The 16,455-nt window shown below is 52.1% G+C and carries 16 protein-coding genes and 2 pseudogenes; 6 read left to right on the top strand and 12 right to left on the bottom strand.

Annotated features, from left to right (window positions below):
* Nucleotides 1-11 precede the first annotated feature (11 nt).
* On the bottom strand, nucleotides 12-545 hold the full coding sequence (locus tag ACLJRH_RS02290; protein WP_001633683.1) for a DUF2514 domain-containing protein: 534 nt from the start codon (nucleotides 543-545) through the stop codon (nucleotides 12-14).
* A pseudogene (locus ACLJRH_RS02285) lies at nucleotides 542-790 on the bottom strand (glycoside hydrolase family 19 protein); the annotation flags it as partial. The pseudogene ACLJRH_RS02285 and the gene ACLJRH_RS02290, both read right to left, overlap by 4 nt.
* On the opposite strand from ACLJRH_RS02285, the pseudogene ACLJRH_RS02280 reads away from it, so the two are divergent.
* Nucleotides 782-1,933 (top strand): annotated as a pseudogene (locus ACLJRH_RS02280) (exonuclease VIII); the annotation flags it as partial. The pseudogenes ACLJRH_RS02285 and ACLJRH_RS02280 overlap by 9 nt on opposite strands.
* 29 nt (nucleotides 1,934-1,962) lie before the next feature.
* Nucleotides 1,963-3,042, top strand: a complete 1,080-nt coding sequence (locus ACLJRH_RS02275) for a tyrosine-type recombinase/integrase (protein ID WP_023137474.1) — start codon at nucleotides 1,963-1,965, stop codon at nucleotides 3,040-3,042.
* A 373-nt stretch (nucleotides 3,043-3,415) separates the two neighbouring features.
* Here the strand turns inward: ACLJRH_RS02275 and ACLJRH_RS02270 are convergent, their stop codons facing one another.
* The 3 genes from ACLJRH_RS02270 to yobA are packed head-to-tail and all read right to left on the bottom strand — an operon-like array spanning nucleotide 3,416 to nucleotide 5,036.
* Complete coding sequence (locus ACLJRH_RS02270; protein WP_000722368.1) at nucleotides 3,416-3,769, bottom strand: YebY family protein; 354 nt, start codon at nucleotides 3,767-3,769, stop codon at nucleotides 3,416-3,418.
* A 16-nt stretch (nucleotides 3,770-3,785) separates the two neighbouring features.
* Nucleotides 3,786-4,661: a copper homeostasis membrane protein CopD gene (gene copD, locus ACLJRH_RS02265; protein WP_001633680.1), complete on the bottom strand. Its 876-nt coding sequence runs from the start codon at nucleotides 4,659-4,661 to the stop codon at nucleotides 3,786-3,788.
* Nucleotides 4,662-5,036, bottom strand: a complete 375-nt coding sequence (gene yobA, locus ACLJRH_RS02260) for a CopC domain-containing protein YobA (protein ID WP_001633679.1) — start codon at nucleotides 5,034-5,036, stop codon at nucleotides 4,662-4,664.
* 137 nt (nucleotides 5,037-5,173) lie between these two features.
* Here yobA and ACLJRH_RS02255 point away from each other — a divergent pair, with 137 nt between their 5' ends.
* The 3 genes from ACLJRH_RS02255 to exoX all read left to right on the top strand — a co-directional run bounded on the left by ACLJRH_RS02255 (nucleotide 5,174) and on the right by exoX (nucleotide 6,890).
* The gene (locus ACLJRH_RS02255) at nucleotides 5,174-5,404 is read left to right on the top strand and encodes a DNA polymerase III subunit theta (RefSeq protein WP_000856225.1); all 231 of its coding nucleotides are present in this window, start codon (nucleotides 5,174-5,176) and stop codon (nucleotides 5,402-5,404) included.
* Between the two features lie 107 nt (nucleotides 5,405-5,511).
* Nucleotides 5,512-6,168, top strand: a complete 657-nt coding sequence (locus tag ACLJRH_RS02250; protein WP_000100257.1) for a carbon-nitrogen hydrolase family protein — start codon at nucleotides 5,512-5,514, stop codon at nucleotides 6,166-6,168.
* Between the two features lie 23 nt (nucleotides 6,169-6,191).
* On the top strand, nucleotides 6,192-6,890 hold the full coding sequence (gene exoX, locus ACLJRH_RS02245; RefSeq protein ID WP_000944280.1) for an exodeoxyribonuclease X: 699 nt from the start codon (nucleotides 6,192-6,194) through the stop codon (nucleotides 6,888-6,890).
* A gap of 36 nt (nucleotides 6,891-6,926) precedes the next feature.
* Here exoX and ptrB read toward each other — a convergent pair whose 3' ends face one another.
* The 4 genes from ptrB to yebG all read right to left on the bottom strand — a co-directional run bounded on the left by ptrB (nucleotide 6,927) and on the right by yebG (nucleotide 10,655).
* The gene (gene ptrB / locus ACLJRH_RS02240; protein WP_000936990.1) at nucleotides 6,927-8,978 is read right to left on the bottom strand and encodes an oligopeptidase B; all 2,052 of its coding nucleotides are present in this window, start codon (nucleotides 8,976-8,978) and stop codon (nucleotides 6,927-6,929) included.
* A gap of 212 nt (nucleotides 8,979-9,190) precedes the next feature.
* Complete coding sequence (locus ACLJRH_RS02235; protein ID WP_000024707.1) at nucleotides 9,191-9,850, bottom strand: tellurite resistance TerB family protein; 660 nt, start codon at nucleotides 9,848-9,850, stop codon at nucleotides 9,191-9,193.
* Nucleotides 9,851-9,943: 93 nt separating this feature from the next.
* Nucleotides 9,944-10,297, bottom strand: a complete 354-nt coding sequence (gene yebF, locus ACLJRH_RS02230; RefSeq protein WP_001042123.1) for a protein YebF — start codon at nucleotides 10,295-10,297, stop codon at nucleotides 9,944-9,946.
* A 67-nt stretch (nucleotides 10,298-10,364) separates the two neighbouring features.
* On the bottom strand, nucleotides 10,365-10,655 hold the full coding sequence (gene yebG / locus ACLJRH_RS02225) for a DNA damage-inducible protein YebG (protein WP_000257723.1): 291 nt from the start codon (nucleotides 10,653-10,655) through the stop codon (nucleotides 10,365-10,367).
* A 130-nt stretch (nucleotides 10,656-10,785) separates the two neighbouring features.
* Between yebG and purT the strand changes: the two genes are divergently transcribed.
* Nucleotides 10,786-11,964, top strand: coding sequence for a formate-dependent phosphoribosylglycinamide formyltransferase (gene purT / locus ACLJRH_RS02220; protein WP_000173436.1), 1,179 nt, complete (start codon nucleotides 10,786-10,788; stop codon nucleotides 11,962-11,964).
* A gap of 99 nt (nucleotides 11,965-12,063) precedes the next feature.
* On the opposite strand, the gene kdgA is transcribed toward purT, so the two are convergent.
* From kdgA to zwf, 3 genes are all read right to left on the bottom strand, one after another.
* The gene (kdgA, locus tag ACLJRH_RS02215; protein WP_000800494.1) at nucleotides 12,064-12,705 is read right to left on the bottom strand and encodes a bifunctional 4-hydroxy-2-oxoglutarate aldolase/2-dehydro-3-deoxy-phosphogluconate aldolase; all 642 of its coding nucleotides are present in this window, start codon (nucleotides 12,703-12,705) and stop codon (nucleotides 12,064-12,066) included.
* Nucleotides 12,706-12,742: 37 nt separating this feature from the next.
* Entirely contained in the window at nucleotides 12,743-14,554 is a 1,812-nt protein-coding gene (gene edd / locus ACLJRH_RS02210) for a phosphogluconate dehydratase (protein ID WP_001069118.1), read from the bottom strand.
* Between the two features lie 234 nt (nucleotides 14,555-14,788).
* Nucleotides 14,789-16,264 carry a glucose-6-phosphate dehydrogenase gene (zwf, locus tag ACLJRH_RS02205; RefSeq protein WP_000301711.1) on the bottom strand — a complete coding sequence of 492 codons (1,476 nt, stop codon included), beginning with the start codon at nucleotides 16,262-16,264 and terminating at the stop codon, nucleotides 14,789-14,791.
* Nucleotides 16,265-16,455 lie beyond the last annotated feature (191 nt).

Below are 16,455 nucleotides of genomic sequence, written 5' to 3'. Positions count from 1 at the left end.
CAGGGGGAGTTTCAATGCCTCCTGTAATTATTTGACTCTCTCACCGAATCATATACTCGTTCACACGTCATTCCTGCCCGGTAGCGCTCGTCAGCGATTCCAGCATAATGTTTAGCTTCTTCTGCAATATCTCCGAGCATGTTGGCAAGCATTCTGGCGTCGGCGTTGGTTGTTTTGCTTCTGACGGCAGCGGCAAGATTTGCGGTGTGCTTTGCGGCGTCCAGGCGGGTGGCAAGTTTTTTTGCTTCGGTACGCAGCTGGCTAACAGTGGCAGACAGGCCAGCAGCAGTGGCAGCAGATTTAGCGGCTTGCGCTTGTGCATCTTTCACAGCCTCATCACGGGCAATAACGCGGCCCTGTTCAATAATACGGGCGGCGGTCTGGGCGTTGACTTCCTGAGAGGATTCAGCGCTGTCGCGATCTGCCCATTTTTTTTGCCAGCCCCTGTCACTCCAGACATTACCGACGATAAACGCACCAGCCATCAGCAAAATAAACACCAGCTGCAACCAGTATCTTTTCAGAAGAGCAGATAACAGATTCATACCAGCACCGATTTTGCTTTCTCAAAGCGCTCCCGCTGATCACCGATGCCGTTCTGCCCTCCGTTGATGATCTGCGTAACACGTACCAGGTCGCCGGAATATTTCAGACACCCTTTAGTCACAAAAAACCACGCTGCGGATCGGGCGGCATGACGTTCCAGCTCAAGCTGTCCCGGATTCGCCACCAGATCCAGTTTCAGGGCAACGCCACATCTGGTGTAATTCTCCAGCCCAGTAATCCTGATCTTCGCCGGACGTGGTGCGAAAGCTTTGTTGCCGTTCATGGCGTTCGCGATCCGGACTGGTACGAATATGTGCCTGATAACACCCCAACAACCCATGAAGAAAATGCAGCAAGGCTTCGTCAGGCGGGCAAATGTCTGCGGGATATTGAGGCAGGGAGATTTCAGTGTGATGAAGAAAAACCGCAACCGACAGGCGAACTGGCAGATGAACCAGCAACGCCTGAAGCAGTGGAACAGGACACAACTGAACATCATCCGGATCCACAGCCGCTGGAGAATGAGCCACCTGTAAGCCAGACAGAAGCAGGCTACCAGAAAATACGGGCAGAACTGCACGAAGCACGTAAAAACATTCCACCCAAAAACCCGGTTGATGTTGGTAAACAACTAGCAGCCGTGCGCGGTGAATATGCCGAAGACATCAGCGACCCGAACGATCCGAAGTGGGTTCCTAACAATTACAGCGCCTCAAATCAGGGTGAAAAAGAAGAAGTGGTGCCGGAGGAAAAACAACTAGCAGCAGATCCGGAGGCTGTCACCAGAAACGCGGACGGGACTTTCGATGTATCAGCGCTATTTCCGCCCCCCTCAAACCAGACCGAAAAAACGGAAGCCAGAACAGAAAGAGATGGAGAAACGCCGAAAGAGAGCAACCAGCAGGAAACGGCTGGCGATACAGGGCAGGAAATTACAACGGACGGTGGATCAGGTACTGGCGGTGATGAAGCTGGCGAAGCGGCAGATCCCGTAGAAAACGGAAATTTCACTGTCCCTGATGATATACAGCCAGGCATTTACTATGACATCCCTAACGAGGCGTATCACGCTGGCCCGGGGGTCAGTAAATCACAGCTTGATGATATCGCAGATACACCTGCAATTTATCTTTGGCGCAAAAATGCCCCCGTGGACACGGAGAAAACAAAATCTCTCGATACAGGAACGGCTTTTCACTGCCGGGTACTGGAACCAGAGGAATTCAGTAAACGCTTCATCATCGCACCGGAGTTTAACCGCCGTACCAGTGCAGGAAAAGAAGAAGAGAAAACCTTTCTGGAAGAGTGCGCACGGACAGGAATAACCGTGCTTACGGCAGAAGAAGGCCGGAAAATCGAACTTATGTACCAGAGTGTGATGGCGTTAACCGAGTGCATTGCTGGAGAAGTTGATCAGTGAGTCGAAAAAAGTACGATGCTAACCTCCCGAGGAACCTCACCTACCGTAAGGCCAGTAAATCTTTTTTCTGGCGTAACCCGGTAACTGACAAGGAATTTCCGCTCGGTCAGATCGCCCGCAGGGACGCTATCACACAGACCATAGAGGCAAACAACTTCATAGCGCAAAACCACACGCCAGTGGCGCTTATTGAAAAGCTAAAAGGAACGGACTCATTCACTGTGTCCGCATGGATTGATCGCTATGAGGTTTTATTACAGCGCCGGAGTCTGTCGGTTAATACCTACAAGATTCGCGGTAATCAATTAGTGACCGTACGCGAAAAAATGGGGGAAATAATACTGGCAGAAGTAACAACCCGGCACATTGCCAAGTTTCTTGAGTCGTGGATAACCGAGGGAAAAAACACTATGGCGGGAGCAATGAGATCAGTTCTATCTGACATGTTCAGAGAAGCTATTGTCGAAGGGCATATTGTGAAAAACCCGGTGGAAGCAACCCGGATACCAGAGATTAAGGTTGCCAGGGAACGCTTGCAACTGGAAGCGTGTAACGCCACACGGGCGGCAGCAGAGCATATGCCTGCATGGTTCCCTCTCGCGATGGATTTAGCGCTCGTTACTGGTCAACGTAGGGAGGATATCGTAAATATGAAATTTAGTGATGTTTTTGACAACCGCTTATACGTAACTCAGATTAAAACCGGAATGAAAATAGCCATTCCCCTCTCCCTGACACTTCAGGCAACGGGGTTACGTCTGGGAACGGTAATCGATCGCTGCCGGCTGGTAAGCAGAACTGATTTCATGATCAGTGCAGGAATCAGGAAAAATAGCCCGACCGGGAATATTCACCCGGATGGGCTGACAAAGAAATTTGTAAAAGCCAGAATAATTTCAGGCGTTAAATTTAGTGATAACCCACCGACATTTCACGAGATCCGTAGCTTGGCTGGTCGGCTGTACAAAGACGAACGCGGCGAGGAATTCGCTCAAAAACTACTGGGCCACACCTCAGAGAACACCACGAAACTCTATCTCGATGAACGCGATAATAAAGCTTACGTGATGCTCTGATTTTGTTGTAAAAGAAATGTTAAACTGGATTTGGATGTGATATAACCAAAAAGACCGGAATACAGAAATTCGAGGAAATTTCGAGGAATTTCGAGGGGAAACACATAACCCATTGATTTATAATCGAAATAAAAAGAGACCGAATACGATTCCTGTATTCGGTCCAGGGAAATGGCTCTTGGGAGAGAGCCGTGCGCTAAAAGTTGGCATTAATGCAGGCTAAATCGCCTTGCCCTTTAAGAATAGATGACGACGCCAGGTTTTCCAGTTTGTGACGAAGGTGATTGAAAAAACCTGGCGTTTTGTCTGTCATCAGAGATAAAAAAACCGTAAGCCTTTTCGTAAAGGTTTACGGTTTTTTATTAAAAATCAGTCAGCTATTGGATGGATCACAAAGCTTTTGCGCACGTTCGATAAACGGCGCCAGACTCATTTTCTCACCGGGCTTCGCCGGGTTATCGATTTGAATGACGGCGATAGGCTGAGCGCGCGTTTTACCCTCCGCTACTTGCTGTTCGGCAATGGCATTCAAGGGATACTGCACCAGCGTACTGGGGTTGATCACATAGAGCGCCTGGCCAGGCCGACAGGTCAACATGACCTCTTCCCGATTAAACGCCCACTTGTCTTTTCCTACTTCAAAACGACTTACGGTAATCACCTGCGGCGCCGCCAACGCTACGCCCGAAGTGGCCAGCAGAAGCGCCGGAAGGAGTATTTTTTTCATTCGTTATGCCAGTCCATCAGAAAGGTTCGAGGGTTGCAAACAGGCTGACGATCGCCAGAACTATGCCTCCAACGCCCCATTCAATTTGCGTCATCCTGACAAACCATAGGTCAGTCCGGGGATTTTCCTGTCGCATACGTGGTACGAGAACATACCGATTCGTCAGCGCAATTGCTACCATAAGCACCACCAGCGCACATTTTAACAAAAGCAACTGTCCATAGGTGGTCTGCCAGATAGCGGTAAATCCCGTGATAAATAGCGTGTTGCCAATGCCTGTGAACAATACGCCCGCCACAAAAAAGTGACCATAACGAGAAAAACGCATCATGGCGCTAATAGCATGTTGACGCCAGCGTCCCTGAGCCATGCGCATACAATAAACCACTGGCAACAGCCCACCAAACCAGGCTGCGGCACAGAGTAAATGCAGAGCATGGTTAATCTGCTGTAATGTTCCCGCTACACCGTCGCGCATCGTCGCATGTCCAACGCCTGCCAGCAGGATAAACTGAGCAACGGTTAGAATAAGAAGCCGTCGTTGCATTTTTACCGGCGCAATGACTACCACCGCCAGCGTGACCAGCGCGAGGATAATTTGCCATATCCAGACCGCGCCAAAGCGGGTTTGCAGTACCGCGCCCCACACCGAGACGGAAAAAACATCGGGCCAGCCGCCGCCCATCAGTCCGCCCTGAATCGCCAGCATGAAAGCCGCGCTGATAACGCTCCAGGCGGCAGCATGTCGTTGCAGATGTAAAAATCGACGCGTCATTAAACGACGAATTGGTGCGGGTGCCAGCCAGGCGCCGTAAAGCGCGCAGCCGTAGACCAGCATCAAACTAGCAAAATGAATAAATCGGAGAGTTATCCAGACGAATGTCAGCATCATTTATTTCACGCTGAAGGTGTATTTCCCTTTTGTTTTATGCCCATCCACCGATACAACGTGCCAGTCTACCGTGTAAGCGCCAGATTTTAACGGCTGCTCAAGCGGGATGATCAACTGCGTTTTATCCTGTTCATTTCGCTTTGCCGGGCGCGTTTTGATGGACTCTTGCTGAGGGCCAGTAATGGTTGCGCCGCTGAATCCTGACTCAATCCCTTCAGAAAAATTCAGGGTCAGCGCCTGTGGCGAGGCCGTAACGGCAGCATTCGCCGCTGGATACTGATGCGTCAGGTGCGCATGTGCCCAGGCCGCTGGCGTCGCAAATGTCGATGCCAACAGCAGTAAAGCTAAACGTCGCGATGGTGCAGAAGAAACCATATTCACTATTCCTTTTTGTTATACCTACGTTACAAAGAATAACCTTCAACAATCAATGAGTCGAGGATCATCATTTCCATCTTGCCATTACCGCGGACTCTTAGTACCTTCTGGCGGCAACAAAAAAGGAGACGCGTATGAAAACGAATCTGGCTCAGCTTGAACAAGCGGAAATGGATAAAGTCAATGTGGACCTGGCGGCAGCCGGGGTGGCATTTAAAGAGCGCTACAATATGCCAGTTGTCGCGGAGGTGGTCGAACGTGAGCAGCCAGAGCATCTACGCGCCTGGTTTCGCGAGCGGCTGATTGCCCATCGTCTGGCTTCCGTATCACTATCCCGACTCCCTTACGAACCCAAAGTTAAATAAAAATTATATAACGTTACACTTCCTTACATGCAGACGACTACATTATAAGGCGATTCTTAACCTATGCTTTTTAGAATGGCTGTAGAGACTATGAAAAGGAAGTCATTATGTCCTCCTGGAAAATTGCTGCTGCGCAGTATGCGCCCCTGAACGCCTCGCCGGCGGAGCATGTTGCCCATCATCTGGAATATATTGAGCTTGCGGCTCGTCAACAGTGCGAACTGCTGGTCTTTCCGTCACTGTCGCTATTAGGCTGCGACGAAAGAAATAAATCGTTGCCCGCCCCGCCTGACGAGGCGCTTTTACAGCCGCTCACTCATGCGGCCGATACTCACCATATGACTATCATTGTGGGTATGCCTGTTGAGCATAACTGCCGCTTCGTAAAAGGCATCGCTATTTTTGCCCCATGGCTAACGTCGCCGCTCATGTTTCACAAAAGTCATGGCGCCTGTATTGCCAGGCAGCGAAGCGCTATCAACGTGGTGGATGAGCAGCCAGAAGGTGGTGATATAGATCCCTCATTTACGTTATTCACAACCAGTCAATGTCTTAACGAGCCTGAACTCCATGCCTCTACCTCACGCTTACAACGTTTTTCGCATAAATATGCGCTGGCCGTACTGATGGCCAATGCCTGTGGCAGTAGCGCGCTGTGGGATGAAAGCGGGCAACTTATTGTTCGTGCCGATTGCGGTTCGCTATTACTGACGGGTCTGCGCACAACCGAGGGTTGGCAAGGCGATATCATTCCATTACGCTAAGGTCTTTCGGTGAGGAATGAATCATGTTGCGGATTATAGACACGGAAACCTGCGGGCTGCAGGGCGGGATCGTAGAGATAGCCTCTGTTGATGTCATTGATGGCAACATTGTCAATCCCATGAGTCACCTGATACGCCCCGATCGCCCTATTACGCCGCAGGCGATGGCGATACACCGTATTACCGAAGCCATGGTCGCCGATAAGCCGTGGATTGAAGATGTCATACCGCTTTATTACGGTAGTGAGTGGTATGTCGCTCACAATGCCAGTTTCGACAGACGCGTATTACCTGAATTGCCGGGTGAGTGGATCTGTACCATGAAGTTGTCGCGACGCCTGTGGCCGGGAATAAAATACAGCAATATGGCGCTCTATAAATCGCGCAAACTAAGCGTACAAACGCCGCCGGGGCTGCATCATCACCGGGCGCTTTATGATTGCTATATCACCGCCGCCTTGCTGATTGATATTATGCGAACCACCGGCTGGACCGCGGAAGAAATGGTCAATATCACGGGCCGTCCTGCGCTGTTAACCACTTTCCCGTTCGGTAAATACCGCGGTAAGGCGGTATCTGAAGTCGCAAAACGCGATCCGGGCTATTTACGCTGGCTTTTTAATAACCTTGATAATATGAGCCCGGAACTTCGCCTGACGCTTAAACACTACCTGGAAGATGTTCAGGCTGACGAGCAACGCAGCAATGGAACACCACAATAACCCGAGACGCTCACAAGCCGTTGCGGGCGCGCGCGTCTATGCGCTATGTAAGGTTCCCTGCGCCAGGCCGATTAAAAAGGCGAACTCCAGCGCGACGCCTTCGTAGGATTTAAACCGCCCCGACTTACCACCGTGCCCGGAGTCCATATCCGTACATAACAGCAGCAGACGTTGGTCCGTTTTTAGCTCGCGTAATTTTGCCACCCACTTCGCCGGTTCCCAGTATTGCACCTGGGAATCGTGCAATCCTGTCGTCACCAGCAGGTGCGGATAGTCCTGCGCTTTGACATTGTCATAAGGACTATAGCTTTTCATATAGTCATAATACTCAATATCCTGCGGGTTCCCCCACTCTTCAAACTCTCCTGTCGTTAGTGGGATCGACTCATCCAGCATCGTGGTTAATACATCAACAAAGGGTACCTGGGCAATAACGCCGTGGAAAAGCTCGGGGCGTTCGTTGATAGCGACGCCCATTAACATTCCGCCCGCGCTCCCGCCCATCCCATAACACAGCGACGGTGAACCGTAACCCAGTTTTAATAAGGCATCGCAGGCATCAAGATAGTCATTAAAAGTATTCCGCTTTTTGAGGAATTTGCCATCTTCATACCACTGCTGCCCCAGCTCACCGCCGCCGCGAACGTGTACGATTGCGTAAACAAAGCCACGATCCAGCAAGCTCAGTCGGCTGCTGCTGAAGTCGGCGTCAATACTGGAACCGTAAGATCCGTAGCCGTAAACCAGAAGCGGATTTTGCCCTTTACGAAAATACTTCTGATGATAAACCAGCGATACCGGCACTTCGACGCCGTCGCGTGCGGTGATCCACAGGTGTTCGCTCTGATAACAGCCAGAATCAAACCCAGGCACTTCCGTCTGTTTAAGTACCCGTCGTTCTCCGGTATCCATATCCAGTTCAAACAAGGTATCTGGCGTCGTCATTGAAGAATAGCCGTAACGCAGCCGGGAGGTCTCAGGTTCGGGATTATAGGCAAGCCACGTCACGTAAGCCGGATCGTCAAAGGCAATGCCTATCACTTCACGGGTTTTACGGTTAATTTGCCGCAGGCTGGTAAGCCCCCGTTGACGCTCTTCGACCACTAACCAGTCGGTAAACAGGGTAAACCCTTCCAGCATAATATGCTCGCGCGGAGGGATCAGCTCTTCCCAGGCGTTTTCATTGCGCACGCGGGTACGGTACAACCCAAAGTTTTTACCGTTCCGGTTAGAACGCAGGTAAAACTTATGTTGATAGTGATCGAGACTATATTCATGGTCTTTGCGACGCGGTAAAAATGAAAACGGCTCGGCATCGGCCAGTTCCGCGTCAAGTAACAGCACTTCGCTAGTGGTGGCGCTGGCAAGATGAATCACCACATAATGCTGCGAAGTGGTTTTATGCAGGCTGACATAAAAGGTATCGTCTTTCTCCTCATATACCAGTTCATCTTGCGATGACGGAGTGCCAATCGTGTGCCGCCAAACCTGATAGGGCAGCAGCGTCTTCTTATGCTTACGCACATAGTAAAGGGTCAGGGAATCATTGGCCCAGACAAATTCAGGCGCAACGTTATCCAGCAGTTCCGGATACCAGTTACCGCTTTCGAGGTTACGAAAACGCAACCCATACTGACGACGGGATAAATAATCTTCCGCCAGCGCCATGATGGTATTATCCGGCGTAATGGCAAGTCCGCCGAGCGTATAAAATTCGCTGTGCGCGGCCCGCTGGTTCGCATCGAGCAAGGTTTCCCACACATCCCACTCTTCGCTTAACGCCGATTGTCGTTGATAGATGGCATATTCGCAGCCGGGTTCATAGATATAACGGTAGCGATAGCCGTTTTTCACATACGGAGCGGAAACTTCTCTGGGCGGGATGCGATCGATAATTTCTTTTAGAATGCGGTCCTGTAACGCCTGCTGAGAGGACATGACCTTCCGGCCATACTCATTTTCCTGATGCAGGTAATCAAGGACTTCCGGCTGCGAGCGAGTGTCATCTCGCAGCCAGTAATAATTATCAATGCGCGTATCGCCATGTACGGTCATGGCATAGGGAATTCGATTGGCTTTTGGCAACATGTCGTTTTTTCTTTTGCGTTAATATTTGTTATATATCACGCGGCAAACACAGCGGCGTAGCATGGTAGTCCCGGTCGCTCACCTCGGTAAGCGCCTGAGATGTCACTGCTTCGCCGCTATCCTGCAACATGAATGACGTAAACTATCCATCCTATAAGGGTGGCAAAAGACACGCATGATGCAAGCGAAACATGTTACTTAATGGCAGGTTATCAGCCTGGTAGCGCCTGTTTTTGCTGCTGCAAGTCCTGCTCGATACCGTCCCGAACCTCCTGAGGAATTTTTAGCGCGTCTCCTAACGCATTCAGATAGCTACGTTCCATAAAGTGGTCAATATCAATGGCGGCGCAGCTCAGGAAGTAGATTTCCAGGGCTTCTTCTTCATTGCGAACACCCTGTGCCAGACGTTGTGGATCAAGCGGCTGCTCAATAGCTTTCTCGATAAACACACGCCCTTGCTCTTCCACGCCTGATTCTCGCAGTTGGTGCTCAATCGCCGCGCGTTCTTTGGCATCAATATGCCCGTCGCTTTTTGCAGCAAAAACCAGTGCCAGGATCAGTCGCTCAGTGCGAACATCCAGCGGCGTACTTTGGCTGCCGAATTGCGGCTCCCCCTGATGCGCAGCGCGTACTTTATCTTTGTACTTATTCCACAATACGGAACCCGCTACCGCGCCGCCGCCCACCAGCAAAGCGCCAGTACCGTATTTAGTTAATAATTTGCGCGAAGACTTATTGGCGACCAACAGTCCAGCCAGACCGCCCAGCGCGCCGGGAACCAGCAGTTTATTTAACCCCTGTTCACCGGAAGGCGATGCGGAAGCGCCTTTTTGCCCAAGAAGTGATTGTAATTGGTTCAACCAGTTAGCCATAGTACCCCTCAAATACAGACCAATAATGGTCAAGCGTACCTGAGGGGATGTCAGGAATTGTCTGTTCCAGCAAAAGAAGCGCAAATTACGCTGCTAGCGGGGCTTATATTCCGCCTTGCCGGCTTTGCAATCAACGATGACCTGATAATGAATATCGGCGCTTTTACCGCGAACGGTTAGCGGAACTGTCCATTTATCATTTTGACCCACAACGTCCTGCACATTAACCCACGCGACCGGGTCAGCCTGCCCGACCTTTTTTTGGTCGTCTGCCCACCGCACGATACGATTTTGCTGGTAGTCGCGCTTCACGCTTGCCGCAATCCCGGCGGCATCCAGCCCTTCGCACTGCGGAAACTTAACCGATTTACTCTCGGTGGATGCCGCAAATGCCGATACGCTGGCGGATAACAACAGCAGGCTCAACAACGCTCCTCTTTTATTCATACTTTTCTCCTTAGCACAATGATTCAGGAAAAGCATGGTACAAAACGCCGGGAGCGCAAGTACGGGTTCAGGCGGCTTGCTTTTTCGTTTTACTCGCGGCGTCCTTTTCAACCGCCTGCGGAGAAGGCAACTTACCGGTTTTGAGGATAGTGCTTAACACCTCTTTATGTTCCGCCAGCCACAGCGACAACGCCTCGCGCTGTCCATCTTCCAGCACGACTGGCGACTGCTCAAGCCAGGTATCAAGAAGATCGGCAGTATCGAGCATTTTGTCCCAGGCGTCGGCTTCCTTTTTACTGGTAAATGACATCTTCTCCTCACCCTCGCGAATGACTACGTATTTAACTTCAACCGCCATTTTGCAGCCCCTTATTTACCTGTTTTTATATACAGTATATTGCAAGGTAGCAAGAAAAGCAATCTATTCGAAAAGACATACGCAAACGTTTTCGTATATACTGCGCGCAGGTAAATAAGGGGACAGAAATATGACGCTATTAGGCACTGCGCTGCGTCCGGCAGCAACGCGGGTGATGTTATTAGGGGCAGGTGAATTGGGAAAAGAGGTGGCGATTGAATGCCAACGCCTGGGGATCGAGGTTATCGCCGTCGATCGCTATCCTGATGCGCCTGCCATGCATGTGGCTCACCGTTCACACGTCATTAATATGCTGGACAGCGAGGCGCTACGTCATGTGATAACAGAGGAAAAACCGCATTATATCGTGCCGGAAATAGAAGCGATCGCCACGGATACGCTGCGCGAGCTGGAGGGCGAAGGACTGAATGTCGTGCCTTGCGCCCGTGCAACGCAGCTCACGATGAACCGCGAAGGGATCCGTCGCCTGGCCGCAGAAGAATTAGGTCTGCCGACATCGACGTATCGCTTTGCCGACAGTGAGGCCAGTTTTCATGATGCGGTAGCCGCAGTGGGTTTTCCTTGCATCGTCAAACCGGTCATGAGCTCTTCCGGCAAAGGCCAGAGCTTTATCCGCTCGGCCGAACAGCTCGCGCAGGCATGGGAGTATGCTCAACAGGGCGGACGCGCTGGCGCGGGTCGCGTGATTGTGGAAGGCGTGGTTAAATTTGATTTTGAAATTACGCTGCTCACCGTTAGCGCCGTCGATGGCGTGCATTTCTGCGCGCCGGTCGGTCATCGTCAGCAAGATGGCGACTATCGCGAATCCTGGCAGCCACAGCAGATGAGCGAACTGGCGCTGAAGCGGGCGCAAGAGATTGCCCGTCATGTGGTACTGGCGTTAGGCGGTCATGGCCTGTTCGGCGTTGAACTCTTCGTCTGTGGCGATGAAGTCATTTTCAGCGAAGTCTCCCCTCGCCCGCACGATACCGGAATGGTCACGTTGATTTCTCAGGATCTCTCTGAGTTTGCGCTGCATGTGCGCGCCTTTCTGGGAATGCCCGTAGGCGCTATTCGCCAGTATGGTCCCGCTGCCTCGGCCGTGATTCTGCCGCAGCTTACCAGTCAAAATGTGACGTTTGATAATGTTCACGCGGCGGTAGGGGCCGGAGTGCAGGTACGGCTGTTTGGTAAGCCTGAGATCGACGGCACCCGTCGTCTTGGTGTAGCGTTAGCGACAGGTGAAAACGTTGAAGAAGCGGTGATAAGAGCGAAAAAGGCCGCCAGCCGCGTGACGGTAAAAGGCTAATGCGCCATCGCCTGATGGCGACGTTAGCGCATTTTTATCAGGCCTGCCAGATCGCCACTCGTAAGCCCGATAAGCAAGCGCCATCGGGCATTTAACGGCTTACTGCTTCGCGCCTTCTACCGCTTCGCGCGCCAGTTTGGTGATGCGATCGTAATCACCCGCTTCCAGCGCGTCGGCCGGCACCAGCCAGGAACCGCCGATGCACAATACGCTTTTCAGCGCCAGATAGTCACGATAGTTTGCCGGAGAGATGCCGCCAGTTGGGCAGAAACGCACCTGAGAGAACGGACCGGCAATCGCCTGCAACGCTTTAGTGCCGCCATTCGCTTCCGCCGGGAAGAATTTGAACTCTTTCAGACCATAGTCCATGCCCAACATCAGCTCAGAAACGGTGCTAATACCGGGAATCAATGGGATAGTGCCTGCCGTCGCGGCTTTCAGCAGTGGCTCAGTCAGTCCCGGGCTAATCGCAAACTGCGCGCCCGCTTCCGTCACCTCCGCCAACTGCTGCGGATTGAGAACGGTTCCGGCGCCGACAATCGCTTCCGGCACGTCTTTAGCGATAGCGCGAATAGCATCCATCGCGCAGGCCGTACGTAAAGTCACTTCCAGAACGCGAACGCCCCCGGCCACCAGCGCTTTAGCCATCGGCACCGCGTGCTCCAGTTTATTGACTACAATGACCGGGACAACCGGGCCGGTGGTCAGGATTGCTTCTGCACTTGTTTTCCAGTTTTTCATCGGAATTCTTCTCTCGCCTGATTACTAGTGTGTCATCTTAAAAAGTGATACAGGTTGCGCCCTGCTCCGCACCCGACAGCTTTTCGCGCAGCGCGCCAAACAACTCACGCCCCGTTCCGACGCGCGACGCGCTCAGGTCCGGAATATGAGGCTGACGAGCGGCAAGTTCCGCCTCGTCGACCAGCAGAGTTAACTCACCTGTCTGCCCATTCACGCGAATGATGTCGCCATCGCGCACTTTTGCCAGTAAGCCGCCATCGTAGGCTTCCGGCGTTACGTGGATAGCTGAAGGCACTTTACCCGAAGCGCCTGAAAGTCGTCCATCAGTAACTAACGCGATTTTGAAACGGCGGTCCAATAATACACCAAGTGGCGGCATGAGTTTATGTAATTCTGGCATTCCATTCGCTTTTGGTCCCTGATGACGCACGACAACGACACAATCCCGGTCAAGCAGGCCCGCGTCAAACGCAGGCAGCACATCATGCTGACTTTCAAATACCATGGCAGGCGCTTCAATGATCTGGTTTTCAACCGGTACCGCAGACGTCTTCATTACTGCGCGCCCCAGATTACCGCTTAGCACCTTAGTACCGCCGTGAGGAGAGAACGGCTTATCAAAAGAGGCAATGACATCGTTATCCAGTGACCTTTCCGCGCCTTCACGCCAGTCCAGCTCGCCGTTGTTGAGCCAGGGCTCCAGCGTATAGCGTTTCAGGCCGAAGCCTGCGACAGTGTTAACGTCTTCGTGCAACAATCCGGCATTGAGCAGCTCACGCATCAATACCGGTACGCCGCCCGCCGCCTGGAAGTGGTTAATGTCCGCCGGACCGTTCGGGTACAGACGCGCCATCAACGGAACCACTTCCGACAAATCCGAGAAGTCATCCCAGTTGATCAGAATGCCCGCCGCGCGCGCCATTGCAACCAGATGCATGGTGTGGTTGGTGGAACCGCCGGTAGCCAGCAGCGCGACAATGCCGTTCACCACGACTTTTTCGTCGATCATTTTACCGAGCGGCATCCACGTATTGCCGTTGCCGGTAAGACGTGTTACCTGACGTGCGGCAGCGGCAGTCAATGCCTCGCGCAGCGGCGCATCCGGATGCACAAACGAGGAACCCGGCAACTGCATTCCCATAAACTCCACCACCATCTGGTTGGTGTTGGCGGTGCCGTAAAATGTACAGGTGCCCGGCGCATGGTAAGAGGCGGCTTCTGACTCCAGCAGCGCCATTCTGTCTACTTTTCCTTCCGCATATAGCTGACGAATACGGACTTTTTCTTTATTCGGCAGGCCGCTCGCCATCGGGCCTGACGGAACAAAAATCGCGGGTAAATGACCAAAAGAGAGCGCGGCCATCGCCAGCCCCGGAACGATTTTGTCGCATACGCCGAGGAATAACGCGCCGTCAAACATATTGTGAGAGAGGCCTACTGCTGCCGACATCGCTATCACTTCGCGGCTGAGTAATGACAACTCCATGCCATCCTGCCCTTGCGTAACGCCATCGCACATTGCCGGTACGCCGCCTGCGACCTGACCTACCGCATTCACGGAATGCAGGGCCTGACGAATAATTTCCGGATAATGTTCATACGGTTGATGCGCAGAGAGCATGTCATTGTAGGAGGTGATGATGGCGATATTATTGCGCAACATACTTTTCAGCGAGGCTTTGTCCTCTGGCTGACAGGCGGCGAAGCCATGCGCCAGGTTGCCGCAGGCCAGTTGAGATCGGTGGACCGTGGCGGTTTTCGCCTGCTCAATGCGGGCAAGATAGGCTTTTCGGGTCTGCTGCGAGCGTTCGACAATGCGCTGTGTTACGCGTAACAAATTAGGATTCATAGAGGCTCCTGAAATTTATCTGTCCGGCTACCGGGTTTACCATGCGTTTCATCAATGTGGAAAGACAGTGAAATACATGATGTCCGGTGATAATGGGGCAAAATCGTTTCAGGCAGTGTAATAAAAAAAGCCTCGCAGGTGAATCCACACGAGGCTTAAAAGTGCAAAAATGATTCTACAATCTGTGTTAGATCATGTTACCGGTAAAATACCACCTAAGAGTGAGTGGTAAATTTACTCAAACTCATTCCACGAACGACCGTCACGGGTAATCATCGCCACGGACGCTACCGGTCCCCAGGTGCCCGCCTGATACGGCTTCGGCGCGTCGTTGTCCATCGCCCATGCTTCGGTAATGGAGTCCACCCACTTCCAGGCTTCTTCCACTTCGTCACGGCGGACAAACAGCGCCTGAATGCCACGCATCGTTTCCAGCAGCAGGCGCTCATATGCATCCGCCAGGTGCGTCTGATTAAAGGTCTCGGAGTAGCTCAGATCAAGCTTCGTGATCTGCAGATTATGCTTATGATCCAGCCCCGGTACTTTGTTAAGCACCTGAATATCTACGCCTTCATCCGGCTGCAGGCGAATCGTCAATTTGTTCTGCGGCAGGTCTTGCCAGGACTCTTTAAAGAGGTTCAGTTCAGGCGTCTTGAAATAAACCACGACTTCAGAGCACTTGGTTGGCAGACGCTTGCCGGTGCGCAGATAGAATGGCACGCCCGCCCAACGCCAGTTATCGATGTCGACGCGGATCGCGACGAAAGTTTCGGTGTTGCTGCTTTTATTCGCGCCCTCTTCTTCCAGATAGCCCGGCACCTTTTGCCCCTGCGCAAAGCCCGCGGTGTATTGACCACGAACCGTTTTTTCACGCACGTTGGAGCGATCAATCCGGCGCAGCGATTTCAACACTTTGACTTTTTCATCGCGAATACTGTCGGCGCTCAGGTCAGACGGCGGTGACATGGCAATCATGCAGAGAATTTGCAGCAAGTGGTTCTGGATCATATCGCGCATCTGACCGGCCTGGTCAAAATATCCCCAGCGCCCTTCAATCCCCACCTCTTCCGCTACGGTAATCTCAACGTGATCGATAGTGCGGTTATCCCAGTTATTAACGAATAACGAGTTGGCAAAACGCAGCGCCAGCAGGTTGAGAACCGTTTCTTTGCCCAGATAGTGGTCGATACGATACACCTGGCACTCTTCAAAGTATTCGCCGACCCGATCGTTAATCTCACGCGAGGTCGCCAGCGAAGTACCCAACGGTTTCTCCATCACGACGCGCGCTGGTTTGGCGTTGAGTTTAGCCTCCCCTAACCCTTTGCAAATAGCGCCAAACGTGCTGGGCGGCATCGCAAAATAGTTAATGGTGGTGCGGTTTTTTTGATCCAGCATATCGCCCAGGCGACTAAACGCAGGCGTATCGTTCACGTCAAGATTACAAAAATCCAGACGGCCGCTCAGCGTATCCCACAAGCCTTCATCAATTTTTTCCTTCATGAAGGTTTCCAGCGCCTCACGCACGACGTGGGTATAAGCTTCTTTATCCCAGTCCGCGCGCCCCACCCCAATGATCCGGGTATCCGGATGGATCTGGCCGGCTTTCTCAAGCTGATACAGGGAAGGCAGCAGTTTCCGGCGCGCCAGGTCGCCTTTCGCGCCGAAAATGACCAGGTCACATGCCTGGGCTGTTTGCGTTACCGCCATGTCATTCTCCTCAGTTAATCTCCTGGTACTTTAGCCAGGATATCGTTGTAATTTTATTACACAGCACTGTACTGCTTTTACGAGATTACGGAAACCGTAAACGCCTTTTCATAGGTGAACCGGCGTTTGATTGGCAATATAATCGGCAAAACGCCTAATAAAATTGTCGCTTTTCCACACAAGCTGGAACT

It is taken from the genome of Salmonella sp. SAL04162, assembly GCF_046551535.1.
Taxonomy (GTDB): domain Bacteria; phylum Pseudomonadota; class Gammaproteobacteria; order Enterobacterales; family Enterobacteriaceae; genus Salmonella; species Salmonella enterica.
The sequence above is the reverse complement of the archived record's forward strand: the minus strand, read 5'-3'. Positions and strand labels throughout refer to the sequence as shown.

What these genes read in the sequence shown, in the direction of transcription:
- edd (WP_001069118.1), bottom strand. Translation starts at nt 14,554, where the DNA reads ATGAATCCTAATTTGTTACGCGTAACACAGCGCATTGTCGAACGCTCG.
- exoX (WP_000944280.1), top strand. Translation starts at nt 6,192, where the DNA reads ATGTTGCGGATTATAGACACGGAAACCTGCGGGCTGCAGGGCGGGATC.
- yobA (WP_001633679.1), bottom strand. Translation starts at nt 5,036, where the DNA reads ATGGTTTCTTCTGCACCATCGCGACGTTTAGCTTTACTGCTGTTGGCA.
- kdgA (WP_000800494.1), bottom strand. Translation starts at nt 12,705, where the DNA reads ATGAAAAACTGGAAAACAAGTGCAGAAGCAATCCTGACCACCGGCCCG.
- ACLJRH_RS02270 (WP_000722368.1), bottom strand. Translation starts at nt 3,769, where the DNA reads ATGAAAAAAATACTCCTTCCGGCGCTTCTGCTGGCCACTTCGGGCGTA.
- purT (WP_000173436.1), top strand. Translation starts at nt 10,786, where the DNA reads ATGACGCTATTAGGCACTGCGCTGCGTCCGGCAGCAACGCGGGTGATG.
- ACLJRH_RS02290 (WP_001633683.1), bottom strand. Translation starts at nt 545, where the DNA reads ATGAATCTGTTATCTGCTCTTCTGAAAAGATACTGGTTGCAGCTGGTG.
- ptrB (WP_000936990.1), bottom strand. Translation starts at nt 8,978, where the DNA reads ATGTTGCCAAAAGCCAATCGAATTCCCTATGCCATGACCGTACATGGC.
- ACLJRH_RS02255 (WP_000856225.1), top strand. Translation starts at nt 5,174, where the DNA reads ATGAAAACGAATCTGGCTCAGCTTGAACAAGCGGAAATGGATAAAGTC.
- yebF (WP_001042123.1), bottom strand. Translation starts at nt 10,297, where the DNA reads ATGAATAAAAGAGGAGCGTTGTTGAGCCTGCTGTTGTTATCCGCCAGC.
- zwf (WP_000301711.1), bottom strand. Translation starts at nt 16,264, where the DNA reads ATGGCGGTAACGCAAACAGCCCAGGCATGTGACCTGGTCATTTTCGGC.
- ACLJRH_RS02250 (WP_000100257.1), top strand. Translation starts at nt 5,512, where the DNA reads ATGTCCTCCTGGAAAATTGCTGCTGCGCAGTATGCGCCCCTGAACGCC.
- yebG (WP_000257723.1), bottom strand. Translation starts at nt 10,655, where the DNA reads ATGGCGGTTGAAGTTAAATACGTAGTCATTCGCGAGGGTGAGGAGAAG.
- copD (WP_001633680.1), bottom strand. Translation starts at nt 4,661, where the DNA reads ATGATGCTGACATTCGTCTGGATAACTCTCCGATTTATTCATTTTGCT.
- ACLJRH_RS02235 (WP_000024707.1), bottom strand. Translation starts at nt 9,850, where the DNA reads ATGGCTAACTGGTTGAACCAATTACAATCACTTCTTGGGCAAAAAGGC.